Genomic DNA, 23,477 nt, shown 5'->3' on the forward strand with positions numbered 1-23,477 from the left:
GTTTTTTTTTGCACCTAAAAAGTACTCATGGCCGATAATCCTCAGGCGCGCTACCAGGCCCTACTGGCCCAGCTATCCCAGCAGCTGCGAACAAGTCCGCAACTGGCGCTTCAAAACCTGGATAAACTGCTCGCCAGATCGGCCGGCGATCCTAATTTTCTTCACCTGAAAGGCCTTTCCCTTGCGGCGCTGGAGCGCCATTCCGAGGCTGCTTCCGCAATGGAAGCATCGTTGCGAGCCTTCCCCCAGCAGAGCGAGTGCCACGGTAATCTGGCGAACAGCCTGAAGAAGCTCCTGCGCCTGGATGAAGCGGAGCAACACTACCGCGAAGCACTGGTGATCAACCCTGCTTTCTTGCAGGCACGGAAGAACCTTGGCTTGTTACTGCTCTCGATGGAGCGCCTGGAAGAGGCGCGGGAAGTGCTGGAAGAGGTCAATCAACAGCAGCCTAATGACGCATCAGTGCTCACCGCTCTGGGGAATGTAGAGCGGCTATCCCATGAGTATGTCTCAGCGATCCGCTATTATCGCCAGGCACTGGCATCACAACCTAACTACACCAGCGCGCTGCACAATATGGGTTTGGCACTGAAGTTGAATGAACAGCCAGCGGACGCCTTACCCTATTTCACGCGTGCCGCTGAACTGGCCCCCACTCTCGCCGAGGTGCAGTTGAATTGGGGGAACGCGCACTTCGAGCTGGGGGATTACGAGGCCGCGCGCCATCATTATGAGGCGGCATTGGCCCGTGACCCCGGCTATGTGCTGGCCCATGAAACGATGAGCGAGCTACTTTGGCAGCAGGGTGATACTGCCCACTTTACCGATGCTTACGGGGAGGCCATCAAGGCGTTACCCGACAATATTTCCCTTCGCGAGTCGCTGGTGCAGGTATTGATCAATGCCGGTCAGTTTGACCGCGCTGCCCAGGCGCTGGATGAAGCCATGAGTATCCAGGCCTCACCCGCGTTATTGAGAGCCTCCGCCGAGTTGGCGGCAAACCGGGCCGATTATGCCCAGGCGCGAAGAGACTTCGAAGCGGCGCTACAGCAAGCCCCCGATACGGATACTGCGCATGGGCTGGCGCGGTTGCTGATCATCGAAGGGGATTACCCCGCGGCGTTGTCAGTGCTGGATACCTTGCAGTCCAAGGACCCTGATAACCAACTTACCTGGGCACTAAAGGGTACTTGCTGGCGTTTGTTGGATGACCCCCGTTACCAGTGGCTGATTGACTATCAGCGGGATGTTCGAGTGCTGACTCTGGATACGCCACCTGGCTATGCCTCACTGCCCGAGTTTCTTCAAGCCTTACAAGAAGTGCTGCTGGGTATGCACGGCACACGCGCCGCACCCATGCGACAGACACTGGTGAGTGGCACCCAGACACCCGGCAGGCTGCTGCATAAGCCCGACCCTTTGATACAGGTTTATCGTGAACTGCTGACACGTGCTGTGTCGCGCTATATCGAGGATATGCCCACGGATCCAACCCACCCTCTGTATGCGAGGCGGTCGAAGAATTTCACCTTTTCCGGCTCTTGGTCAGTGCGCCTATACAGCGGTGGCTACCACGTTAACCATGTGCATCCCGAGGGGTGGATTAGCTCAGCTTGTTACATTCACCTGCCCTCCGGCATGGGGTCTGAGTCCAATGCGGGTTGCATTAAGTTTGGCGAGAGCGCTCTGGGATTGGGTGAGCGCGAAGTTATCGAGCGCATAGTGCGCCCAGAGCCCGGGCAGCTAGCCCTGTTCCCGTCTTATGTCTGGCACGGTACCTACGACTTTGAAGCGCCGGACACGGACTTCCGGCTCACTGCGCCCTTCGATGTCATTCCACAACCCTGATTGGTGCAATAGACCTCCATGACCACAGACCGTATTCGTGACGCGGAGCGCGCCCACCAGAGCGGTGACCTGACCCAAGCGGAACAGTTGTACCGCGCGGCCCTGGCCGATACACCCGATAATGCCAGCGTGCTGTATGGCTTGGGCACCTTGCTGATGCAAAGCGGGGACCTCGAAAACGCAGGCGAACATTTGGCAAGTGCGCAGGCGCTGGAGCCGGATGCCGCTGATATCGCCTTTAACCTGGCACTGTGTCGGCAACAACAACAGCGCACTGACGAAGCCGTTACCGCGGCGAATAAGGCGGCTAAGCTGGCTGCAGGCGATGAGGGTTTTTCCTGTGCCATCGCCGATTTGTTGTTGGGTTTAGGTCAGGCTCAGGAAGCAGCGATACTGTTGCAGGCCTGCCCCATGACCCAGGCTGCCACGGCGAGTTTGATGGCGAGAGCACTGACCGCTCTAGGCCAGTGGGACGGCGCAGTGAGTCTGTATCGGCAGTTATGCGCGCAACACCCCGACCAACCAGAACTGCTCAATGCACTAGCGGTGGCCGCTGGCCATCTTCGCGATTACCCGCTGGCTATAGAATCCTTTGAGCGCTATATGGGGCTGGTGACTCCCTCAGCCGCAGACCATGTGCGCTTTGCTGACCTGTATTTGCTGGCGCGCCGGCTTGACGCTTGTCGCCAGCAATTGGCACTGGCGGAGAATTTGGGTGCAACGGATGGGCAGTTTCATCTGCTTTGTGCTCGCGTTGCTCGCCTCAGTGGCGATGACGAGGGCGCACTGGTGTCGGCCAAGAAAGCTGTGTTGCGCGATAAAGCGTTGGGGCAGGCTTGGTCGATCCTGGCGGAGCTGTTGCCGGAAACGGCTCTACCAAAACTTGCGGTGGCACTGAAGCGTTACCGCGATGAGGCCACCACCACCGACTACAACCGACAGCTGATGAGCTATGCCCTGGCGGAGGCGAGCAGGCGCAGTGATGATTACTCGGCAGCCGCGCAAGCCCTTCGTGAGGCCAACGGGGAACAGTTGTCCGCCATGACGGCGCTGGGTACTCGCTATGATCCCAAGCGAGAGAACAACAGGCTTCGAGCAACCATTGCCAGCTATGGATCGGGTCTGGCGACGGCACCATCCTCGCAGCGGCGCCCGCTGTTTATCGTTGGGATGCCCAGAAGCGGCACGACCCTGATCGAGCGTGTACTGGCGGGGTTGCCGACGGTGCAAGCCGGTGGCGAGAGTGATGCCCTTGGCTTTGTGGCAGCTCACTATGAGCGTGAGCAGTCTGCTGGGCGATTACCGGAACCCGCGCAAATGACGTCCCAGCAGTGGCAAGCGTTGGCCGATCAATACTGGCAGTTAAACCCGGCGGATGCCGCGGTGCTCACTGACAAGATGCCGCACAATTATCTGCACGTTGGCCTGGCGCTATCCCTGTTTCCAGAGGCCCGTGTGCTTCAGATGCGTCGCGATCCACGCGCCATTGCTTTGTCTATTTACTTCAGGCCTTTTCCGGCTGACCACAACTATGCCTGCGACCCGAACGCGATCGCGCACGCCTGGCAGACTGCCCACGGGTATATGGATCACTGGGCTGGCGCTGATCCCGACCGTGTCATTGACGTTGATCTTGCCACCTTTGCTCAGGACCCAGAGGGGCAGGGACAGCGACTGGCCGAGTTCTGCGACCTTGAGTGGCAATCGGACAGCCTCGCAGCCAGGCAATCGGACCAGCCCAGCTTTACCTTCAGTGAGCGTCAGGTGCGTAGCGCGATTACCAGCGATCATCTGGATGACTGGCGTAAGTTTGCAGATGTTCTTCCCGAACTGTTTGCGCCTTACGGGGACTAGCTCAGGGGCAGGGTGGCAGCACTCGCTGGTCTAGCCAGTCCTGCCTCGCCTGAAAGCTTGACCGTATGGCGTGGCGTTCCTTATCTGTCAGGTCGGGATGCCAGATGGAGAAGATCAGCACCACGCGCTCCTGCTCGCTGCGATTGATGGCGTCGTGCAGAAAACTGTCGTCGAAGATCGCCAGCTTCCCAGCCTGCCATGGTCGTGACTCACCGCCGGCGGTGAGCGAGCAGTCGGGTGGGATCGTGATAGGCAGGTGCACGGTCAGGCTGTGGTTGGACAGCCCAAAGTGCGGCGTGATGTGTTGGCCGGGTTTTAACAGCGAGAAGAAAACTTCCTGAGGCGCATCGCCTAGCGCATACAAAGGGGCGGCACTGAGGCATTCCAGTGTGTCCGGGAAGGCATTGGCAATGTCTGTGCGCTGCCCGTCCCGAAACAGGTCCAGCGCTGTCCAGTTCAGTGAGCCCGATAGGGGCTCCATACCCGCGGGTGTGGCCGCGCTGGCATCCAGATACGGCCGACCCTGATGCAAAATTGCAGGCAATGCGGTTTCGAATTCAGCGATGATCTTGTCGGTGCTACCTTCCAGCGAACTGGCCCAGGCCTGCGTGTCTGCCTGATGCCACGGTTGTGCGTCCAGATTGGGTATGTAGAACAGATACGGGCGCTGGCCAGATTGCGGCGCGGGCAGGGGTGCATCATGGGTTTGTACCCAGGCACTCTTTGCCAAGCGGGCTGAGCTGTCAGCGACATGCGATCGGTGTAATTCGCTGAGATGGTGACGCAACACCCCCTGGCAGTGGTTCCAGCGCTGCGCTGTCGGTGGGTCTGTGTCTCGACCCGAGGGCGCAACCAGCAAGTCGGGGTCGAGATCGGTGCCCAGTGAATACACTGCCAGCGCTTCTGCGATTCGTCCCTGCTGATAAAGGCTGGCGCCCGCATAGAGGTACGCGGTGGGATTCCCTTTGGCAGCATGGAGGCAGCGCAGGTGTGCGCTCAGCGCATGTTCTGCCGAGCCTATCTGTTCCTCAACTACACCCAGGCGATGAAGCACGGAAGGATCTTGGGACGTGTCAGCCAGCTCGCGCAGTAGCGCCAGGCCTTGCTCCGCGTCGCCGCGCTCAAAGGCAGCATCGACGGCTGCTGTCAGGTCGTCAGTCGTCATAGGCGGGGAGCGCGTCGCGGGCTTAACTCAGAGCGAGCAACTTCAGCAGTCAGAACGTGGGTTGGGGTGAGCACGGCGCAGATGGGTCTGGCGATTGCACCGCGGCTAGCCGGGGTGCAATGCCGTTGCGGCTCAGGCCGGATCGTTGGCGCTGGCAGCCGCGATGATTGCGGAGCGCCGCGCCAACAGGCGGTTCCAGTTTTCCAGCGAGAACAGGTGCGCAAAGATGTAACCCAGGAAGCCATTCTGGTGCAGTTCCTGCAGTACATCTGGCGAGATGTCGTTCATTTTCTGTACGTCGACACCGACGAAGCTGGCAATGCGCTTGCTGTCGTCTCCGGGTGCATTGACCTGCTGCTCAGACAGCAAATTCAGTTCGACCAGGCGGTCACTGAATTCTTTGGTGCGCTTGCGCTCTGATTCGAAGCGGCCGCAGAAATCGATCATTGACTGGGTCTGCTCGGAAACCACGTCGCCGTTGAAGAACGGAGTCTCCGGGTCTTCACTGATCGCTTCGGAGGCGCGATCAATAACGATGGCGAACTGGTCGTTCTCGCCCACGGCGGTGGCGAAGGGGTGGCGGCGCAGGTAAGAGGGCACGTAGGCACCGGGCTCCCACTGGCCGTCGTCACGCACAAACATATTGCGATCCTGAAGTAGAGAGACCACCGCAATCGGCACGGGGTTTTCCATACCGGAGAACACAACCGGGTAGTTTTTCTGTGCCGAAGAAATCTCGGATGCAACCACAGGTACTGAATTGATCGTTGCCGCGAAACCAAAAGGTTTTTCGGGGGTGCGCCAGCCCAGGTTGCCGTGGTCCTCGCGATTCAGGTACTCGGGCTGCTTGTAAAGATACATCGTGCCGGAAGGTGCGCGCACACTGGCGGCGCCGGCTTGTTCTTGGTCACTCATGGCGAAACCTCACTACTTTAGAGGGTGCGAATGATACCCCTGCTGACGCCTGCAGGCACCTTCTATCTTAGGGCGTCCAGTTGCCAACCCAGCAAGGCATTGTCATCGCCCGGCAACTTGATGACCTTCACGGAGACATCGCGCGCGCCAGCACGCGTCAGGGCGTCTGCAGCGGCGCTCGCCGAGCGCTCATCCAGTGCTGCTGACTGCAGCTGTTGAAGCCGTTGCTTCTCCGCATCCAGTCGAGACTGCATCGTTGAAGCCAGGCTGCCTGCCTCCCCTGGCTGCTGCGGCAGTCGCTGCATTATCTGGCCGATACCCTGGAAGATTTGCCCCGATATATGGCGGGTTTTCACGGCCGAGCTGTCGAGGTAGGTGCGACCGGCGGCCTCCAGTTCATCGCTGCCAGCGCGTCCGGCGAGCACGGCGTTCAGCACAGAGAGTGGCCCACGGTCTGACTGCAGAGCGTCGATCTCCTCAACAATAGGCTTTGCAGGGCTGACAACAGCGCTATCGGCATGGTGCATGAGACAGCGCAGCTGGCCGCCCGGTGCAAGAACGCGCAAGGCTTCTGGCAGGGCGGTGCCCAGATCAGCGTATTCAATACCAAACTGACTGGTCACACCCTCAAAGCTGGCGTCGGGGAAGGGCAGTTGGCAAACATCGACGCCGCCCTGTAGCGCCACGGGCGCCAGCTCCGGGTGTTTTTGCAGCAGGGCAGCGGGTGCGATGTCTGCCAGATCCACGCCGGTGATGCGTAGATCGGGTTGGTCAATGAGTAACGCGCGAGGGACTGCGCCGTTGCCGGTGGCAAGATCAAGCACGCGTGCGCTCTTGGGTAACAACTTGGCCCAGACCCGCCAGATGCGGGCAACATAGGCCTGGTCTGCGGCACTGGCAGTGGCCACGCAGCTGTCGCCGTGTCCGGCCTGCCAGTAGAGGGACCAGGGATTATCAGTGCTTGTCATGCAGTGAATGCTATCGCCATTTCCGACGCTTAGAAACGCTGGCTGAGCTTGGTGTACCAGTAGCGACCCTTCAGCTCATGGGTGCGCCCATCGATATTATCATTGAACCCCGAGGCTGCCAGCGGTGCGGCCTCGTCGAGCACATTGTCCACGCCCACACTCCAGCGTAAGCCTTCGAGGACATCGAAGGTGTAGCCCAGTTGGAGATCGTGCACCATCCAGTTATCGATAGTTCGGTGGCGCTCCGTGCCTGGGACGATCTCCCGCATGTCACTCACGAAATGAATTTCCCAACTGGCTTGCCAGCGTTCGCGTTCCCAGCGTGCGCCGACCTGGCCTTTCCAGCGCGGTATGCCGCCAAGGCCCTCCGACGCTTCGTCGCCGAAGGTGCCGGCCAAATCGACAGCGCCCGACGAGGCGTCTAGTCTCGCGAGGTATTCATCGAGATAGGTGGCGCTGCCCGAGAGGGAAAGCTTGCCCCAACTGCGGCCCGGGGCCTGATAGTTAAACGCCAGGTCTACACCCTTGACCTTGCGTTGGCCCACGTTGACGTTGGTCGCCTGTACCAAGGTGAGGTTGCCGTTTTCGTCGCGGATCACATTTTCTTCGAAGCGACCAAAGCGCGCGTTCTGGTTGACCACAAATTGCGCTGACGAGGACACCACATTGTCCTGGTCGATGTTGAAGTAGTCCGCCGAGAGCGACAGACCTGTGATGATACCGGGAGTCCATAAGAAGCCCGCACTGAAACTTTCCGAGGTTTCCGCTTCCAGTTCCGGATTGCCGCCGGTCACCGTCAGGAACTGATTGCGGCTGCTGTCCGCCACCGCACTGCAGCCGGGGAGGGTTCCTACATTTTCTGGACGCGTGCAGGGGTCGTCGATGAAGGCCTGGCTTTCAGAGGCGCCTTCGTACAGTTCATTCAGGCTGGGCGCCCTGAAGCCCTCTGCGTAGGTGCTGCGCAGCAGCACCGAGGGTCCCAGTTGCAGGCGCGCGCCTAACTTGGGTGCGGTGTTGTCGCCAAAGTCACTGTAGTCCGAAAAGCGCAGTGCAGCCTCCACCGATAGTGATGAGTAGCCGGTGGTGGATTTCCAGAGCGGCAGGATGGTCTCGGCATACAGCTCTGAGATACGCCGGTCGCCTCGCGTGGCCTCGAAATTGGTGCCCCCAATGGTGCCGGTTGATGCCAGTAGCGCGTCTGGGCGCTTGCTGGTTGCTTCAAGTCGATGCTCAAAGCCCACGGCAATGTCTGATCGGCCGCCGGGCAACTCGAATAACGATCGGCTGACATTGCTGCTGAAGCTGGTGAGTCGGGTGTAGCCGCTGACGTCGCCACTCACGCGCAAGAAATCTACCTGTGCTGCGTCAATACTCCCGGCGGGTCCCAGCAAATCCACAGGCACACAGCCATCAACGTCTGCGCCCTGGCAGTCCGCGTCCGGCCCAAGCGCCCTGCGCAGGCGATCGGCGTTGACGATGTTCGACAGAGTCTCGGTGGCTTCGCTGCGGCTCCAATTGACGCTCAGGTCCCAGTTCCAGTCTGCGGCCAGCCCCTCAAGTGTGAGCCCCACTCGAGTTGTCGTTGATTCGTTGCGTTGGCGACGATCGGGAAACTCGACTAATCGCCTGCGTACATCGGTGAGATCGCTACCAAAGGGGTTAAAGCGATTGTCTGCCGAAACAACCAGTGGCGTCTGTTCAAAACCGGTAAACACCGGCGTGGGTGCCAGGGTTGCGTTAGCACTGGTGTCGACAAAGCTCATGTCGAAAAACGCGACGACCTGGTCACTGAAGTCAAAACTGCCGTTGGCGAACAGGCTGGAGCGCTCCAGGGGAACCACTGCTGTGGTGAAGTCCGCGAAATCGAACAGGTCATTACTGCCGATCGGCCTGTAGCCCTGACCCTCGGCAATGACGGCGCTGCGATCCGGCAGCACCACTCTTGCATTCGGCGTTGCACTCGAGCGTTGGTCGGCGCCGCCGCGGTCCCGCGTGTCTGCTGAACGAGAGACGCGCCGATCGCGGCTGAAAATGGGGTCCTGTTTGTAATAGCTACCGGTGATGAACAGGGAGCCCCGATTAAACCCGGTGCCATACTGCAGGGTGTGTGTCTGTGTATCGAGGTCGCCTTCCTGCGTCTGACCATAGAAGGTCTCTGCCAGCAGACCGTAAAAATCGCGTTTCATGATCACATTGACCACGCCCGCGATAGCATCGGAACCGTAAATCGCCGATGCGCCGTCTTTGAGAATTTCGATGCGCTCCACCGCCGCCGGCGGGATGCTGTTCAGATCCACCGATTCGCCCGCAAGGCCATCGTTCGCGACCCGCCGGCCGTTGATTAACACCAGCGTGTTGCTAGCGGGCAGACCACGCAGCGTAACGCTGGCGGTGCCGTCACCGCCGTTGGAGATGGCCGTGCTGAGAGAGTTGCCAGCCACTGCCGGTACAAACTTGAGCAACTCTCCCAGGGTCTGTGCGCCCGATAGCTCGATCTCGGGTGCCGATAGGACATCCACCGGGGCTGCGCTTTCATAGCCGGGCCGACGTATGCGTGAACCCGTCATCTGGCTGCCGTAGACGTAAGTCTCTTCGAGCCCAGGCACATACACCGGATAACGACTGATGGTGTCTGCGGCGCTGGCGCAGTCCCTGCTGGATTCGCAGTCTTTGGAATACACGGCGATGATGCGGCTCTCGATCAGTTCCCAATCGAGGTCGGTGTCCTCCAGTAGGCGGTCCAGGACTTCGGCGCTGCTGAGAGTTCCCTGAATCGGGCGGCTTTCAATATTCCTTGCAAGGTGGTCCGGGAAGACGATGGACAAGCCGCTTTGCCGGCTGAATTGAATCAGCGCGGGTGATAACTGTGGAGCATCAATAACAAAGTGAGCGCTGCTCTCGGGGCTGGCCTTAAGTCCGGTGCTCAGACACAGAGCTACCCCCACTGCAGCAATGCGGTGGCGCAGGCGCGCAAAAGCGCGGCTTTTTGCTTGGCGCTCGGAGCTGGACATAACAACCCTAAGGTGACTACGGGTAGCAGTAACCTGTTGAAACTTTGAGGTTTTACCTCGAGTCGGGTGAAGTGGCCGTTATAGCCTAGTGATCTGCGTTAAGCAACAGCACGCTATTGTCGCCGGCCGGCACAATAGTGAGTTCGAGACTGCGGGCGATGGCCTGCAATGCGGTGTCGGTTTCATCCAGGGGGAATACTCCGGAGACGCTGAGACCGGCAACTTCTGCATCGCCAAAGCGGATCCGGGTTGCGGAGTAGCGCTCCAGTTCCGCGGCAAGCTCGTGCAGTGGTACACCGTTGGCCACCAGCTCGCCGCGACGCCAGGCCGTATCTTCTGCACCGGCGACGGATTCGATGGCACCCAGGCCCTGATCGTTAACGGTGATCTTTTGTGCGGCTTTCAGAATGGCGCTCTCGGCGGCGCTGCCACCGCGCCTTTTAGTTACGCGCACCACGCCTTCTGTGACAGTAATTTCTGTGGTCTGTTCGCGGCGATCAATATTGAACGCTGTACCGACAGCCATCACATCGACAATATTTGTACTGACAGTGAAGGGGCGGCTGCTGTCTTTAGCAACCTCGAAATACGCTTCGCCGCGCTCCAGAGTCAGATCCCGTGTGGTCTCGGTGTAGCTCACGCTGAGTTGAGAATCGGAATTCAGGCTGATTCGGGAACTGTCCTGCAGCAGTACGTCATCGCGCTGGCCCAGCTCGGTGGCATAGGATTGTGCTGGCTCGGTAGGCGATGGCTGGTTTAAGGGCAGTTCCAGCACCGCCGCCAGTACTGCGGCGGCAGCAACACCTGCGCTCAGCCACCAGCGCGATTGGTTGGCGGCGGCAATCTGTGTGTTAGCCGTATAGCCGAAGGGGAGGTGTTTAACGGCCTCGAGGTCATCCCATAACGACAGTGCATCGTCCATAGCATGGGAGTTGGCGGTAGATGCTGCGAGCCACAGCGCAAATTCAGTGCGATCTTCCAGACCGGCTTCCGGTGATCGCAGGCGGGTAACCCACGCAAGGGCTTGCTCCTGTGCTGACAATTCTTGTTGTTTTTGCGCTGTCATTCCGTGCATTAACCCGGGCATCCTGCCCAAGGCCCTCTCAGTGTTTTGCCTGCAATCAGCAGAGCAGTACAGTCATATACCGCCATTTGTGTGGCGTGTATCACCTGAAACGAGTGAAATTGGAAATCCCGCATAAAAAACTCAACCTTCTGTGGGGTCGTCATCGGGCGGGAACGCCGCGCTGAGTCGAGCCCGGCAAAGCTTTAGGGCCTGCAGAATATACTTCTCCACTGAGGACACGGAGACCTGCATTTCCTCAGCAATATCGTTGTAAGACATGCCGCTGCGGCGATGCAGCAGGAACGCCTGCTTAACTTTCACCGGCATGTCATCAACAGCCCGGTAAATGGCCCGGAGCTTTTGGCGGGCGCCAATGATCTGTTCAGGCGAGGCGGTAGCGGCGTTCAGGTCCTGTGGTTCGCCCTCAACGCTGTAAGCTTTTTCTGTTTTGAGGAATCGAAAATGCAGTGATCGCCGCCTCAGCTGGTCGACGGCCAGGTTGGTTGCGACCTGAAATAGGAAGGCCCTGGCGTTATCCAGCTCCTGGGGAGCTTCGAGCCGGTGCAGGCGAAGATAAGCCTCCTGAGCAACTTCAGCGGCATCGTCAGGGCTATCCAGTTTACGAGACAGGTACTTCTCCAGCGCAGTACCGTGCTCGTCGACCATAGTGGCCAGAAACCTGTTTTTGTCCTCGTCGCTCACTGCTTGCGGCTGTCCGTTGGTTGGGTATTGCTGGTGATAGAGAACATAGTACGCGAGTGCTTCTGACAGCGTCTATGCTGCGTCCGGCAGGCCGGTCTGTCGGGCGCTTGTGCTAGCATCGCGGCAAAGTCACCTGGCAGCCGTCTATGAGTCATCAGTCAACTCAGCAGCAGCGCATCGAAGCACTGCGAGATTTGCTGGGCGCGGCCAACGTGCTGATTGACCAGCAAAGCTTGACGCATTTCGGCACAGACTGGACGCGTTACTACACGCCGGCGCCCCTGGCGATTGTCTTCCCCACGTGCATCGCCGATGTGCAGGCGCTGGTGATCTACGCTGCCGAGCATAGTCTTGCCCTGGTTCCCTCCGGCGGACGCACCGGACTCAGTGCCGGTGCTGTAGCTACCGATGGCGAGTTGGTGGTGTGCCTCGACAAACTGAATACGATCGATGCATTCAACCCGGTGGACGGAACACTTCGCTGTGGTGCTGGAGTGACCACAGGGGAAATACAGTCGTTCGCCGAACGCGAGGGGCTGTACTACCCGGTGGACTTCGCCTCCAGTGGCAGTTCACAGATTGGGGGTAACGTGGCGACCAATGCGGGCGGCATTAAGGTAGTTCGTTACGGGATGACCCGGGAGTGGATCGCTGGCCTGAAAGTCGTCACCGGTACGGGCGAGCTTCTGGATCTCAATCGCGGGCTGGTGAAAAACAATGCCGGCTACGACTTGCGGCATCTGGTGATTGGTTCAGAGGGCACCCTTGGCATTGTTGTTGAGGTCACGGTTAGACTGGTAAACCCGCCGGCGCCTCACAGCGTTATGCTTATGGCTTGCCCATCCATGCCCGCAATCATTGAAGTGTTAAAGGCAGCCCGTAGCACTCTCACCCTGAATGCCTTTGAATTTTTCTCGGATAAAGCCTTGGATAAGGTCTGCGAGGCCACCGGCTGGCAGCGTCCCGTGCAGGTAGAAAGCCCTTTTTATGCCTTGCTTGAGTTTGAGCAAAGTGACGCCGATGCTGCGCAGAATCTGTATGCCGCCGTGGCCTCGCAACACTGGGCCAGCGACGCTGTGATGAGCCAGTCGATTGGCCAGGCACAACAGCTCTGGGCCTTCCGTGAACGAATATCAGAAATCATCTCACACTGGGTTCCTTACAAGAGTGATATCTCCAGCGTCATCTCAAAGCTGCCCGATATGTTGGCCGCTATCGACGAGATCGTTGGCAGAGCCTACCCGGAGTTCGAGATTGTCTGGTTCGGCCACATTGGCGATGGCAATGTGCACCTGAACGTATTGAAACCCGAGGCCCTGGATATACAAACGTTTTCTGAACGCTGTGGCGAGGTCAATACCTGGGTTAGTGAGGTGGTGCGAGAGTATGGGGGCAGCGTCTCCGCCGAACACGGCATAGGACTGTTAAAGAAGAGTGTCCTTCCGTACTCCGTCAGTCCGGCGGAGCTGGCGATTATGCGCGGCATCAAGGCGTCTTTTGACCCGCATGGCATCATGAACCCCGGAAAGATCTTCGACTAGGCGCACAAGAAAACCGGGTCGCTGCACTCCGCGTTTACTGCGCGAGTATTGTCTCCACACCGTCAGGTGTCCCCAGCAACAACACGTCCGCGGGTCGGTGTGCGAACAACCCGTTGGTGACGACGCCGGTGATTGCGTTGATCTTGTCCTCGATATCCAGCGGTTGCGGGATGCTGAAATTGAAGACATCCAGGATGATGTTGCCGTTGTCGGTAGTCACTCCCTCGCGATATACCGGATCGCCGCCCAGCTTTACTAACTGCCTGGCCACATGGCTGCGAGCCATGGGAATCACCTCGACGGGCAAGGGGAAGCCGCCCAAGGTTTTCACTCGCTTGCTCTCGTCGGCGATGCAAACAAACTCCTTCGCCACCGCTGCGACAATCTTCTCTCGGGTAAGCGCGGCGCCGCCGCCCTTGATGAGCTGCAGTGCCTCGTTCGTCTCATCCGCGCCGTCGATGTAGAAATCCACGCGGTCCAGGGTATTGAGATCGAATACGGGAATTCCGTGGGATTTAAGCCGCTGTGCTGACGCCTCTGAGCTGGCCACCGTGGCATTGATGCTGGAGGCCAGTGGTGCGAGCGCATCGATGAACAGGTTGGCGGTGGAGCCGGTGCCAATACCCAAAACGGTGTCGTCCTCCAGCCTGGGCTTGATGTGCGCCAGTGCCGCATCGGCAACGGCCTGTTTCATCTCTTGCTGATTCATCGCGGACTCTCCTGTACGGCGGCCGTCAGTATAGGTGAGGCTGCTTGCCCGATCACGAAAAATACCGAAATCCGGGCGGCGTACGGTGCTGCAATGGCGGGGGCGGTTGATTAAGATGTTTCGTTCGATTGGAAAAAGGGCAGGCGCATGCCCCAGTCCTACATAAAACGTATTCTCGACGCTCGCGTGTACGATGTGGCGCGGGAGACCCCGGTAGACGAAGCTGGCCTGCTCTCGGCTCGGCTGGGTAATCGCGTCTGGCTTAAGCGCGAAGATCTGCAGCCGGTGTTTTCCTTCAAGCTGCGCGGTGCCTACAACAAGATGCAGCGATTGACCGAGGAGCAGCGTCAACGCGGGGTTGTTGCTGCCTCTGCCGGTAACCATGCTCAGGGTCTTGCCATGGCCGCACAGCGCATGGGGGTAAAGGCTACTATCGTGATGCCTCGCACTACGCCACAGATAAAGGTGGATGCAGTGCGCGGGCGTGGTGCCCGCGTTGTCCTCCACGGTGACTCTTTCGACGAGGCAGCGGTGCATGCGCAGGTACTGGTGAGCGAGAAACAGATGACCTTCGTGCACCCCTTCGACGATCCCGATGTGATTGCCGGACAGGGGACCGTTGGCATGGAGATTGTCCGTCAGCACCAGCAACCTCTGGATGTGCTGTTTGTACCCGTAGGCGGCGGCGGCCTGCTAGCAGGTGTGGCGGCCTATGTGCGCTATGTATGGCCGAAAACAAAGATCATCGGTGTGGAGCCTGAAGACGCAGCTTGCCTCAAGTTAGCCCTTGAAAAAGGCCGGCGTGCAACGCTGCCGGAAGTGGGCCTGTTTGCCGACGGCTGTGCCGTGGCCCAGGTGGGCAAAGAGACCTTCCGCGTCATTCGTGAAACAGTGGACGAGGTGATAACCGCGAGCACCGATGAAATGTGTGCCGCGATCAAGGATATCTTCGAGGATACCCGTGGCATCGCCGAGCCAGCGGGGGCGCTGGCACTGGCCGGACTGAAGAAGTACGTGGAGCGCACCGGTGCGCGTGACCAGCATATGCTGGCCATCCTGAGTGGCGCCAACACCAACTTCGACCGCCTGCGCTACATCTCGGAGCGTACCGAGATTGGTGAAAAGCGTGAAGCGGTCATCAGTGTCACTATCCCGGAAACGCCGGGGAGCTTTCGCAAGTTCTGCAGTGCGTTGGGCCGACGCAATATCACTGAGTTCAATTATCGCTACACCGATGATGCCATCGCGAGAGTGTTTGTTGGCCTGACCGTCTCACCGGGTGGCGATGACCTACCCGAGTTGCTGGCAGAGCTTGAGGCTCGAGGCTACGAGACCGAAGACCTTACGGATAACGAGCTGGCGAAGGTGCACATTCGCTACATGGTGGGCGGTCGTGCGCCCGATCATATTGAAGACGAGGCGGTATATCGGGTTGAGTTCCCGGAGAGACCCGGAGCCTTGCTCAAGTTTTTGTCGGGCCTCGGCCAGCGCTGGAATATTTCCATGTTCCACTACCGCAACCATGGTGCGGCCTATGGCCGTATTCTGGTTGGTGTTCAGGTGCCCGCAAAGGACCGTCGAGCGTTCGCCAAGGTGCTGGATGAGGTCGGCTATCGCTACTGGGATGAGTCGGAAAACCGCGCCTATCTGCTCTATTTGGGTCAGCCAGAGGCTTAACCCCCAAAAATCTACAGATTCCAGTGTCTATGGGGTTCTCAGGGGTGAACCGCTGGGGTAGACTTCTCCGCGTTTGTGAAATAATTACAAAATAGTGTGTATCGACAAAAACGCGCCCGCGGTTTTTGACGAACTGGGAGAAAGTGCCACAGAGCACTGCCCCGTAGGGACATAGCTTAAAGCGAGAGTAATAGTGAAACGTAAACCAGATGCACTATTGGTGCTGCTGGCCGTATTTGGAATCGGCGTAGTCATCACACTTCTGACACCCATGGTGTCTAGCGATTCGGTAGCGGCACCCGCCTCGGCTCTGCAGGCCGGCGTAATCATCACCGACTGACACTCGGCAGAGCAGCCATCAGGCTGCCCTTCAGAGCTCCACATCTATCGCCGCCAGAGTGCGGGGATCACCGCGGGTACACGTTGCTTGTAGTCCCGGTATGTGTCGCCGAATTCGCGCACCAGATCCCGCTCCTCCAGGGCAAGGCCCACTGCCACATAAGCCAGCATACCCAGCGCGAGCATGGCCCTGCTCAGCGACATATCCGGTGTCGCCAGCATTGAGACCACGACGCCTGTCTGAATGGGGTGGCGAACCAGTTGGTAAAACATCGGCGTGCGGAACACCTTCATGCCCGAATCCGGGTCGCTCACCTTGAATACCTGCTGCAGTCCAAACAGGTGGAGGTGGTTGAGCATAAAGGTGGCAGCGAGCGAGATGACCCAGCCCAGATAATAGGTTCCTGTGAGGATGCCGCGCAGAACGGGTTGCTCGACCGACCATAGCTGGCCGCTCATGGGTTGCCAAAACTGCACCAGCATCAGCAGCACCACGCCTGTTGCCAGGCAATAGGTCGCTCGTTCCCAACTTGTCGGCAGCAGCCGGGACAGCGCCAGCTTGAATGCAGGTCTGGCCATAATGCTGTGCTGCAATGCGAACAGCGCAAGCAGTAGCAGATTAACCAGAACGGGATGCTCGGATGGCGGGCCGTTCAGGTTGTCGATGTTGAGACTGGGGTAACCGAGCAGACCAACGTGGTTGATGGCAAACAGAATAAATAGCACAAACATCGCCATCGAAAACGCGTAACTGGCGGTGCCGTAGACCATGCCCAGGCCGCGAATCAGCAGGCGTGTGGCGTGAGACAGGAAGGACATGTCGATACTCCTTATGTTGAGTAGACGGCGCGGGCTGAGCCTCGCGCATTGGTTGAGATTTAATGTAGTCTGCCGTCAAACCACCTTCTACTATGTGATCCGTAGTAACGCGCTATGTATTCCGTAGTAACCGGAGAATTCTGATGAGTAGCCCCGGAAGCCTGTGTCCGACTGTGAAAGCCTCCGAAATTCTCGGTGATAAATGGACACTGCTGCTATTGCGTGAGCTTTTTTTCGGGTCCACGCGCTATGCCGAGTTTCAGCGGGCCCTGCCGCGTATTTCCCCGTCGGTGCTGAGCGCACGACTGAAGAAAATGGAGCAGGACGGTTTGGTTGTGCATCAGAAAGCCGCCGGGCAGCAACGGGGCGATTACCGCCTCACTGCTGCAGCGAAGGAGTTGGCGCCCATTGTTGATTCCCTAGCACGCTGGGGTTTGCGATGGGCTAGGGATCAACTGTGTGATGCTGATTTGGATGCGGGGACCCTGATGTGGGATCTTCATCGGGCGCTGGACAGTGCCACACTGCCAGACGGGCGAAATACCCTGTGCTTCATTGTTTCAGGCGCCGACACCAGCCAGTGGTGGCTGGTGATTGAGGGAAGCTCCGTTGATTTATGTAATGAGGATCCGGGGTTTGATGTTGACGTTTATCTCACGGCTTCCCTGGCTGTGTTTGCCGGGCTTTTTCTCGGGGATCTGCCCGTAGAGAAGGCAGTGAACAATGGTGAAATAAGCGTGACCGGCGCTGCCGCCCTGCAGCGATCAGTGAGTCGCTGGTTTCCTGTGTCCAGCTACGCAGAGGTTAGGCCCCAGTCTCGGAGCGCTTAAGCATTACTGCGGCTGGTGCTCACGCGCTAGTCGCAGGCGATCAGGGTTTGTTCCGTGAGAATGTAGTTCATGGAAACATCCCAGGCTTCCGGGGACAGGGTGTCGCATTCCTGACAGGCGTAGCCAACGCCAACAAGCGTTGTGTCGCTAATGGCTGCCAGCGCCCTGTCGTAGTAACCCCCGCCCATGCCCAGACGCACCCCCCTACGGTTCCAGCCCAGCAGCGGTACCAGAATACAGTCCAGTGCCTCGGCGAGAACAGGCCCGCCGGCGGCGGGCTCGGGAATACCGAATCGGTTGGGTCGCAGCTCGCTGCCCGCCGGCCAGGCCTTGAAACACAGGGCGTGATTGTCGCCAACAACGGGTAAAAACAGTGTCTTTCCAGCGTCGCGCGCCGCGTCTGCCACGGCCAGCGGGCTGATTTCGGCATTGTGTGGCAGGTACAGAGCTATGCGAGTGGCGTCCGGCCACAGAGCACTGCCGACCAAATGCCTTGCTATGGCCTCGCAGGCCTGTCGTTGCTGGCTATCAGAGACACCCGCACGCCGTTGTTTCAATTGCGTGCGCAAAGCGGACTTGTCGGTGTCTGGCGGCGTCTGCATAAGAAAAAGAGGGATTCCCGGTATACCGCTGGCAGTACTGGCCTTGAACCCGATGGCTCAAGGTGGAGGCCTCCGCTTTGCATCAGGCTTCCCGGCTATACCGGACTTGCACAACAGCAAAGGCTGGCAGCCCCCTGGTACAACTTTATCGGCTCGAGGACTGACTGCCTGGCGCATACACCAGGGATCCAGCGTCTATTATAGCGTTACATGGATGGGGTTCCGAGCCCAACGCGGGCAGGGCGGTGTTTTGCCTAGCTGATTTCGAGCTGGCGCAGCTGATAAAGCGCCTCGTCGACCTTGCGGTGAAGATCCCGTAGCGGCCGCTCGGTCCCCTCTACGGGCACTTCTAGCGGCTCGCTGTCTGCAGCGTGCAATAGCTCATAGCTAATGTTCAGTGCCGCCATTACTGCGATTCGCTCCAAGCCGATGACCTTGCCGGTTTCCCGAATGGAGCGCATCTGCTTGTCCAGATACTTGGCCGATACGATGAGGTCGGCTTCCTGATCTTCGGGGCAGGCCACCTGATACTCTTTGTCGAGGATCTTTACCGTGATGGTGTTGCTCTGGCTCATGGGGTCTGCTCCATGGCGCGAAGCCTGTCCAGCACAGCCTCTACGCGGGTTCTTGCCTGTGCGTTTTGCTCGAGCAGGTCGCGGCGCTCTCGCTGGTAGTTGGCGTTTTCTGCCTTCAGTGTGCGATTTTCGGTATTGAGCTGCTCGCACAAACCGATCAGTTCGTCGATCTTGCCTTCGAGGATCTTGAGCGGGTTCTCGGCCATTGCGGTTATACTTGGGTGAGGCGTATAGGCAAACTACTATAGAGCCGGTGCCACAGCAGGTCAATGCCATAAAAAGTTAGTGTTTTCAAAGGCCTGCCGCAGTTTCTTGAAGCCATCAGTGTGACGCTGTGGCCTTACAACATGGGAAGTCCATATGTTTGATCCGCAGCCCGGTGACTCCGGCGTCTTCGACTTCGAAGAGATAGCAAACGAACTGTTGGAGCAGGGCGAGCGCGTCTCACCGGCGGAGCTACACGGCTGTCTGGCGGGCTTGCTGGGTAGCATGGGACAGGTGAGCCCAGAGACGGCGCTGGCGGCCCTTAACCAGGCGTTGAGTCTTGATTTGCACGGTGAGCTGGCCGAGCGCGTGCAGCAGCTGCACAGCGTGACCGCGGCGGCGGTGATGGACGATGCCTTTGAATTTCACCCCCTGTTGCCCGACGACGATGAAGATCTCGCGATCAGAACCGAGTCTCTGGCGGCCTGGTGCCGCGGCTTTCTGGCGGGCTATGCGCAGGGCAAGGTCAGTACGGGCGCAACCGGTGCTGCAGTGGCGGAAGACAGTGCAGAGGCGCTGAAGGATTTCGCCGCCATTGCCCAAGCCGCACTCGATGATGATCAGGATGAAGAAGAGTCAGAGAATAGCTATGCAGAGATCGTTGAGTACCTGAGGTTTGCCGCGCTCAACGTCGTGATGGACAGCCTTGCCAGGCGCGAGGATGCCGCCGACGATGACCAGGGGCAGCTGCACTAGGCGCAGTCTTCTCAGCAGATAACCAACAGATCCCTCGCCAACAGATGATGAAAATCAGCAAAACCGAGCATGCCCGTCGTCGCAAGAACCTGATGGCGATGATGGAGCCTAACAGCATTGCCATTATTCCCTCGGCCCGGGAGCAGTCGCGCAGTCGCGACACTGACTATCCTTTCCGCCAGGACAGTGACTTCCATTATCTGACGGGCTTTAGCGAGCCAGACTCGGTACTCGTGCTGACGCCGGGGCGCCGCCATGGGCAGTATGTGATGTTCTGCCGTGAACGCGACAAGACGCGCGAGTTGTGGGACGGCTACCGCGCAGGTCCAGAGGGCGCTATTGCTGACCACGGCGCCGACGATGCCTTCCCCATCAACGATATCAACGAGATTCTGCCGGGACTGATCGAGGGCAGGGAGCGTGTTTATTACTCCATGGGCCGCAGCGCGGGTTTCGACGAGCGCATCATGGCCTGGGTGAACGATATACGCGCGAGGCAGGGCACCGGCGCCGTGCCCCCCGGAGAGTTCACCGATCTGAATCATATGCTGCATGACATGCGCCTGGTAAAGAGCGCGGCTGAGCTGCGTATTATGCGCAAGGCGGGCCAGATTACGGCCGCGGCGCACGTCCGCGCCATGCAGTACTGTCAGCCTGGTCGGTACGAGTACCAATTGCAGGCCGAGTTAGAGCATGAGTTTGCTTCTAATGGCGCTCGTTATCCGGCGTACTCCAGCATCGTGGGCGGGGGTGATAATGCCTGTGTCTTGCATTACGTCAGTAATGAGGACGTGTTGCGCGACGGTGACCTTGTGCTTATCGACGCCGGCTGTGAATTCCAATGCTATGCCGCAGATGTGACCCGCACCTTTCCGGTGAATGGCCGCTTCAGCAAAGAGCAGCGCGCCATTTATGACCTGGTTCTTAAGGCTCAGCTCTCCGGAATTGCCAAGATCAAACCTGGCAATCACTGGAACCAATCGCACGATGCTACGGTGAAAGTCATTACTGAGGGGCTGGTGAAGCTTGGCTTACTAAAAGGGCGCGTGCCGCAATTGATCAAGGACGGTGCTTATCGCGAGTTCTATATGCACAGGGCTGGGCACTGGCTGGGATTGGATGTCCACGACGTTGGTGATTACCAGGTGGACGACACATGGCGGGCACTGGAGCCCGGCATGGTGATGACCATAGAGCCCGGCATTTACATTTCGCCGGACAATCGCAAGGTGGCAAAGCGCTGGCGCGGCATCGGCGTACGCATTGAGGACAATGTAGCGGTGACTGCGGATGGCCATGAGATATTGACTGACGGTGTTCCAAAGAGCGCCGACGACATCGAAGCGTTGATGGTGGCCTAGGGTGATGGGGGAGCAGCGCAATGTGGTTATTGCCGGCGGAGGCATGGTCGGTATCAGTTTGGCGCTTGTCCTTGCCAACCAACTGCCCGATACAACGCGCATTACCCTGGTCGAAAGTGTTCCCCTGCCCAGCTCCGGGGACAAGGCACCCACCTACCACCCCTCGTTTGATGCGAGATCTACCGCGCTGAGCTTTAGTTCTCGCCGTATCTACGAGGCACTGGGTATCTGGGAAGGGTTGGCCCAGTGGGCCTGCCCCATCAACACCATTCACGTGTCCAATCGTGGACGCTTCGGCAGCACTGTGTTGCAGGCGAGTGAGTATGATTGGCCTGCGTTGGGTTACGTGGTAGAGAACGCCTGGCTGGGGCGTTACCTGCTTCACGCATTGCAGCAGCAGGGGCGGGTTGAGCTGCTGTCGCCGGCCAGCGTCACAGCCGCTGAGGCTGATGGCAAAGGCATGCGGTTGGTGCTGTCACACCCTGAACTGACCGAGCTCCATACCGATTTACTGGTGGTTGCCGATGGCGCGGGCTCGCCGCTGCGCGAGTCGTTGGGGGTAATTGCCAGTGAGAAGCCCTATGGACAGCACGCACTGGTGGCAAACATTGCCTTTGCCCAGGCTCATTCGGGTTGTGCGTTTGAGCGCTTTACAGATCAGGGACCGCTGGCGCTGCTACCCCTGCTATCCGCTGCGGGAGCAGAGCACCGTGCCGGGTTGGTATGGACCCTTCCGCCGGCGCGCGCGAAGACCCTGTGCGAGGCCAGCGATGCGGAATTCCTGGAGGCTTTGCAAGAGCGCTTTGGCTATCGCCTCGGTCGCCTGCGACAGGTAGGGGAGCGCCATGCCTATCCGCTGGCCTTGCTGCGCGCCGGCGAACAGGTGCGCCAGGGTGTGGTCATCATGGGTAATGCGGCCCACTCACTGCACCCGGTGGCTGGCCAGGGATTTAATCTTGCGCTGCGAGATATCGCCGCCCTCACAGAGACCGTGGCAGCTGCGTTGTCTGCCGGGAAGGAATTGGGTGATCTAACAGCATTGCAGCGCTACGAATCTGCACAGGCGCAAGATCAGGAACAAACTATTCAGTTCAGCGACCTTGTGCCGCAAGTGTTTATGAACAGTGATCCATTGCTGGGGCTCACTCGCGATATGGCGCTATCGGGGCTGGATGTGCTGGCGCCGCTGAAGCATCAGTTCGTGCGCCATGCGGCTGGGATTGCTGCGATGGGGGGCAGTGGTGGCTGATCAGACGGATTACGATGTTGTCATTGTCGGAGGGGGCATCGCCGGCTCGGCTTTGGCCGTGGCACTGTCTGGGAGCGGCCTCCGGCTGGCATTGGTAGAGGCGCGCGCGCCGTCACTGGATGCCTTGCCCTCGGGTCATGCAGTCGGGGATTTTGATGCGCGAGTGAGTGCCTTAACTCCCAAATCCGTGCAGTTGCTTGAGCGACTCTCTGTGTGGGACGAAATCAGCGATTACCGCTGCTGTCCCTACCATCATATGACGGTGTGGGACGCTGAGGGTACCGGCGAGATTGAATTCGATGCCGCCGAGGTGGATAGCCCCTGGCTGGGCACCATTGTTGAGAACCGCGCGGTCACTCGCGCGCTGCTACAGCAGGTGAGCGCAAGACCGGATATTCAGCTGATTGCGCCTGCGCGACTGGAAGCCTGTCACGTCAGTGCTGAGGGTGTCGCCGCACTCACACTCGATCAAAACCGACAGCTCAGTGCATCACTGCTGGTGGCGGCGGACGGCGCTTTGTCGCCGGTTCGCGAGCTGATGGGCTTCGCGACGCGCGAGTGGGATTACGGGCACAAGGCCATAGTGACCACGGTGGCCACCTCTAAGTCGCACGCTGACACTGCCTGGCAGCGTTTTATGCCGACCGGGCCCTTGGCACTGCTACCGCTGCCCGGCGAGACACCGGAACATCGATGCTCCATCGTATGGTCGGCGGATATCGAGGTGGCTGACGAAATCATGGCACTGGATGATGGTGCCTTTTGTGCAGAACTCAGTCGCGCTGCAGAGTTCCGCTTGGGCAATGTCACCGCTTGTGCGCCGCGGTTTGCCTTCCCGCTGCGCCAGCGCCATGCCATTGATTATGTGCAGGCAGGTGTCGCTTTGGTCGGCGACGCTGCGCACACCATACATCCGCTGGCGGGCCAGGGTATCAATCTTGGATTGGCCGATGTCGCGGCGCTGGCCAGCGAGCTGACCGATGCCAAGGCACGGGGAATTAGCCCGGGTGATTTGGCTGTGCTCAAGCGTTATCAGCGCCAGCGCAAGGGCGAGAACCTGGCGATGATGGCTGCAATGGATGGCTTCAAACGATTGTTTGAACAACGCTCTCCCGCCGTACGATGGCTGCGCAATGCTGGCATGCGCGGCGTAGGTGGCCTACTGCCTGTTAAGCAGCAATTGATGCGCCACGCGATGGGGCTGGGTGTCAGCGGCGCCTGAGCATTGTTTTTCAAGGGCTGCCCGATACAATAGCGCGCTCAGAATCCTGCAAGAAGCTTGCAAC

21 protein-coding genes and 1 other RNA gene are annotated in these 23,477 nt (G+C 59.0%); 10 read left to right on the top strand and 12 right to left on the bottom strand.

The annotated features are described in order from the left end of the window. Positions 1-27 precede the first annotated feature (27 nt). On the top strand, positions 28-1,848 hold the full coding sequence (locus IE089_RS10880) for a tetratricopeptide repeat protein (RefSeq protein ID WP_189477843.1): 1,821 nt from the start codon (positions 28-30) through the stop codon (positions 1,846-1,848). 18 nt (positions 1,849-1,866) lie between these two features. Further along, complete coding sequence (locus IE089_RS10885; RefSeq protein ID WP_189477844.1) at positions 1,867-3,702, top strand: tetratricopeptide repeat-containing sulfotransferase family protein; 1,836 nt, start codon at positions 1,867-1,869, stop codon at positions 3,700-3,702. A 1-nt stretch (position 3,703) separates the two neighbouring features. On the opposite strand, the gene IE089_RS10890 is transcribed toward IE089_RS10885, so the two are convergent. The 6 genes from IE089_RS10890 to IE089_RS10915 form a co-directional block, all read right to left on the bottom strand. Next, positions 3,704-4,867 (bottom strand): aspartyl/asparaginyl beta-hydroxylase domain-containing protein, encoded by a 1,164-nt coding sequence (locus IE089_RS10890; protein ID WP_189477845.1) that lies wholly within the window; start codon positions 4,865-4,867, stop codon positions 3,704-3,706. 132 nt (positions 4,868-4,999) lie between these two features. Continuing rightward, positions 5,000-5,782 carry a SapC family protein gene (locus IE089_RS10895; protein ID WP_189477846.1) on the bottom strand — a complete coding sequence of 261 codons (783 nt, stop codon included), beginning with the start codon at positions 5,780-5,782 and terminating at the stop codon, positions 5,000-5,002. Between the two features lie 62 nt (positions 5,783-5,844). Further along, entirely contained in the window at positions 5,845-6,750 is a 906-nt protein-coding gene (locus IE089_RS10900) for a class I SAM-dependent methyltransferase (RefSeq protein ID WP_189477847.1), read from the bottom strand. A gap of 29 nt (positions 6,751-6,779) precedes the next feature. Beyond that, positions 6,780-9,761, bottom strand: coding sequence for a TonB-dependent receptor (locus tag IE089_RS10905; RefSeq protein WP_189477848.1), 2,982 nt, complete (start codon positions 9,759-9,761; stop codon positions 6,780-6,782). A gap of 85 nt (positions 9,762-9,846) precedes the next feature. Then, entirely contained in the window at positions 9,847-10,827 is a 981-nt protein-coding gene (locus IE089_RS10910) for a FecR family protein (RefSeq protein ID WP_189477849.1), read from the bottom strand. Between the two features lie 141 nt (positions 10,828-10,968). Continuing rightward, positions 10,969-11,529 carry an RNA polymerase sigma factor gene (locus tag IE089_RS10915; protein ID WP_229802713.1) on the bottom strand — a complete coding sequence of 187 codons (561 nt, stop codon included), beginning with the start codon at positions 11,527-11,529 and terminating at the stop codon, positions 10,969-10,971. A 146-nt stretch (positions 11,530-11,675) separates the two neighbouring features. Here IE089_RS10915 and IE089_RS10920 point away from each other — a divergent pair, with 146 nt between their 5' ends. Continuing rightward, positions 11,676-13,070 carry an FAD-binding oxidoreductase gene (locus tag IE089_RS10920; protein WP_189477850.1) on the top strand — a complete coding sequence of 465 codons (1,395 nt, stop codon included), beginning with the start codon at positions 11,676-11,678 and terminating at the stop codon, positions 13,068-13,070. A gap of 34 nt (positions 13,071-13,104) precedes the next feature. On the opposite strand, the gene rpiA is transcribed toward IE089_RS10920, so the two are convergent. Next, the gene (rpiA, locus tag IE089_RS10925; protein ID WP_189477851.1) at positions 13,105-13,779 is read right to left on the bottom strand and encodes a ribose-5-phosphate isomerase RpiA; all 675 of its coding nucleotides are present in this window, start codon (positions 13,777-13,779) and stop codon (positions 13,105-13,107) included. Between the two features lie 147 nt (positions 13,780-13,926). Between rpiA and ilvA the strand changes: the two genes are divergently transcribed. After that, entirely contained in the window at positions 13,927-15,456 is a 1,530-nt protein-coding gene (gene ilvA, locus IE089_RS10930) for a threonine ammonia-lyase, biosynthetic (protein ID WP_189477852.1), read from the top strand. A 193-nt stretch (positions 15,457-15,649) separates the two neighbouring features. After that, the gene (locus IE089_RS10935; protein WP_189477853.1) at positions 15,650-15,796 is read left to right on the top strand and encodes a hypothetical protein; all 147 of its coding nucleotides are present in this window, start codon (positions 15,650-15,652) and stop codon (positions 15,794-15,796) included. Positions 15,797-15,840: 44 nt separating this feature from the next. Here the strand turns inward: IE089_RS10935 and IE089_RS10940 are convergent, their stop codons facing one another. Then, a complete protein-coding gene (locus IE089_RS10940; protein ID WP_189477854.1) occupies positions 15,841-16,614 on the bottom strand; it encodes a methyltransferase family protein in 774 nt (257 codons plus the stop codon). A 143-nt stretch (positions 16,615-16,757) separates the two neighbouring features. Between IE089_RS10940 and IE089_RS10945 the strand changes: the two genes are divergently transcribed. After that, the gene (locus IE089_RS10945) at positions 16,758-17,444 is read left to right on the top strand and encodes a winged helix-turn-helix transcriptional regulator (protein WP_189477855.1); all 687 of its coding nucleotides are present in this window, start codon (positions 16,758-16,760) and stop codon (positions 17,442-17,444) included. Positions 17,445-17,470: 26 nt separating this feature from the next. On the opposite strand, the gene IE089_RS10950 is transcribed toward IE089_RS10945, so the two are convergent. From IE089_RS10950 to IE089_RS10965, 4 genes are all read right to left on the bottom strand, one after another. Next, positions 17,471-18,046, bottom strand: a complete 576-nt coding sequence (locus tag IE089_RS10950; RefSeq protein WP_189477856.1) for a 5-formyltetrahydrofolate cyclo-ligase — start codon at positions 18,044-18,046, stop codon at positions 17,471-17,473. 10 nt (positions 18,047-18,056) lie between these two features. Further along, a non-coding RNA gene (ssrS, locus tag IE089_RS10955) (6S RNA) lies at positions 18,057-18,236 on the bottom strand. A 64-nt stretch (positions 18,237-18,300) separates the two neighbouring features. After that, positions 18,301-18,621, bottom strand: coding sequence for a cell division protein ZapA (locus IE089_RS10960; protein ID WP_189477857.1), 321 nt, complete (start codon positions 18,619-18,621; stop codon positions 18,301-18,303). Continuing rightward, positions 18,618-18,827: a TIGR02449 family protein gene (locus tag IE089_RS10965; protein WP_189477858.1), complete on the bottom strand. Its 210-nt coding sequence runs from the start codon at positions 18,825-18,827 to the stop codon at positions 18,618-18,620. Before IE089_RS10965 ends, IE089_RS10960 begins: the two co-directional genes overlap by 4 nt. A gap of 154 nt (positions 18,828-18,981) precedes the next feature. On the opposite strand from IE089_RS10965, the gene IE089_RS10970 reads away from it, so the two are divergent. From IE089_RS10970 to IE089_RS10985, 4 genes are read left to right on the top strand one after another with little or no spacing between them, the layout of a single operon-like run. Beyond that, the gene (locus IE089_RS10970) at positions 18,982-19,581 is read left to right on the top strand and encodes a UPF0149 family protein (protein WP_189477859.1); all 600 of its coding nucleotides are present in this window, start codon (positions 18,982-18,984) and stop codon (positions 19,579-19,581) included. Positions 19,582-19,628: 47 nt separating this feature from the next. Then, positions 19,629-20,942 carry a Xaa-Pro aminopeptidase gene (gene pepP, locus IE089_RS10975; protein ID WP_189478328.1) on the top strand — a complete coding sequence of 438 codons (1,314 nt, stop codon included), beginning with the start codon at positions 19,629-19,631 and terminating at the stop codon, positions 20,940-20,942. A 4-nt stretch (positions 20,943-20,946) separates the two neighbouring features. Then, positions 20,947-22,191, top strand: coding sequence for a 2-octaprenyl-6-methoxyphenyl hydroxylase (gene ubiH / locus IE089_RS10980; protein ID WP_189478329.1), 1,245 nt, complete (start codon positions 20,947-20,949; stop codon positions 22,189-22,191). Further along, positions 22,184-23,413 carry a UbiH/UbiF/VisC/COQ6 family ubiquinone biosynthesis hydroxylase gene (locus IE089_RS10985; RefSeq protein ID WP_308428838.1) on the top strand — a complete coding sequence of 410 codons (1,230 nt, stop codon included), beginning with the start codon at positions 22,184-22,186 and terminating at the stop codon, positions 23,411-23,413. The genes ubiH and IE089_RS10985 overlap by 8 nt, the downstream gene beginning before the upstream one ends. Positions 23,414-23,477: the final 64 nt, after the last annotated feature.

This window comes from Parahalioglobus pacificus (assembly GCF_014652275.1).
In the GTDB taxonomy this organism is placed as follows: Bacteria; Pseudomonadota; Gammaproteobacteria; order Pseudomonadales; family Halieaceae; genus Parahalioglobus; species Parahalioglobus pacificus.

Bases quoted from the DNA above. Each gene is read 5' to 3' on its own strand.
- IE089_RS10910 (WP_189477849.1), bottom strand. From the start codon at position 10,827: ATGACAGCGCAAAAACAACAAGAATTGTCAGCACAGGAGCAAGCCCTT.
- IE089_RS10900 (WP_189477847.1), bottom strand. From the start codon at position 6,750: ATGACAAGCACTGATAATCCCTGGTCCCTCTACTGGCAGGCCGGACAC.
- rpiA (WP_189477851.1), bottom strand. From the start codon at position 13,779: ATGAATCAGCAAGAGATGAAACAGGCCGTTGCCGATGCGGCACTGGCG.
- IE089_RS10970 (WP_189477859.1), top strand. From the start codon at position 18,982: ATGTTTGATCCGCAGCCCGGTGACTCCGGCGTCTTCGACTTCGAAGAG.
- IE089_RS10905 (WP_189477848.1), bottom strand. From the start codon at position 9,761: ATGTCCAGCTCCGAGCGCCAAGCAAAAAGCCGCGCTTTTGCGCGCCTG.
- ubiH (WP_189478329.1), top strand. From the start codon at position 20,947: ATGGGGGAGCAGCGCAATGTGGTTATTGCCGGCGGAGGCATGGTCGGT.
- IE089_RS10885 (WP_189477844.1), top strand. From the start codon at position 1,867: ATGACCACAGACCGTATTCGTGACGCGGAGCGCGCCCACCAGAGCGGT.
- IE089_RS10920 (WP_189477850.1), top strand. From the start codon at position 11,676: ATGAGTCATCAGTCAACTCAGCAGCAGCGCATCGAAGCACTGCGAGAT.
- IE089_RS10880 (WP_189477843.1), top strand. From the start codon at position 28: ATGGCCGATAATCCTCAGGCGCGCTACCAGGCCCTACTGGCCCAGCTA.
- IE089_RS10940 (WP_189477854.1), bottom strand. From the start codon at position 16,614: ATGTCCTTCCTGTCTCACGCCACACGCCTGCTGATTCGCGGCCTGGGC.
- IE089_RS10895 (WP_189477846.1), bottom strand. From the start codon at position 5,782: ATGAGTGACCAAGAACAAGCCGGCGCCGCCAGTGTGCGCGCACCTTCC.
- IE089_RS10890 (WP_189477845.1), bottom strand. From the start codon at position 4,867: ATGACGACTGACGACCTGACAGCAGCCGTCGATGCTGCCTTTGAGCGC.
- IE089_RS10960 (WP_189477857.1), bottom strand. From the start codon at position 18,621: ATGAGCCAGAGCAACACCATCACGGTAAAGATCCTCGACAAAGAGTAT.
- ilvA (WP_189477852.1), top strand. From the start codon at position 13,927: ATGCCCCAGTCCTACATAAAACGTATTCTCGACGCTCGCGTGTACGAT.
- IE089_RS10950 (WP_189477856.1), bottom strand. From the start codon at position 18,046: ATGCAGACGCCGCCAGACACCGACAAGTCCGCTTTGCGCACGCAATTG.
- IE089_RS10965 (WP_189477858.1), bottom strand. From the start codon at position 18,827: ATGGCCGAGAACCCGCTCAAGATCCTCGAAGGCAAGATCGACGAACTG.
- pepP (WP_189478328.1), top strand. From the start codon at position 19,629: ATGAAAATCAGCAAAACCGAGCATGCCCGTCGTCGCAAGAACCTGATG.
- IE089_RS10945 (WP_189477855.1), top strand. From the start codon at position 16,758: ATGAGTAGCCCCGGAAGCCTGTGTCCGACTGTGAAAGCCTCCGAAATT.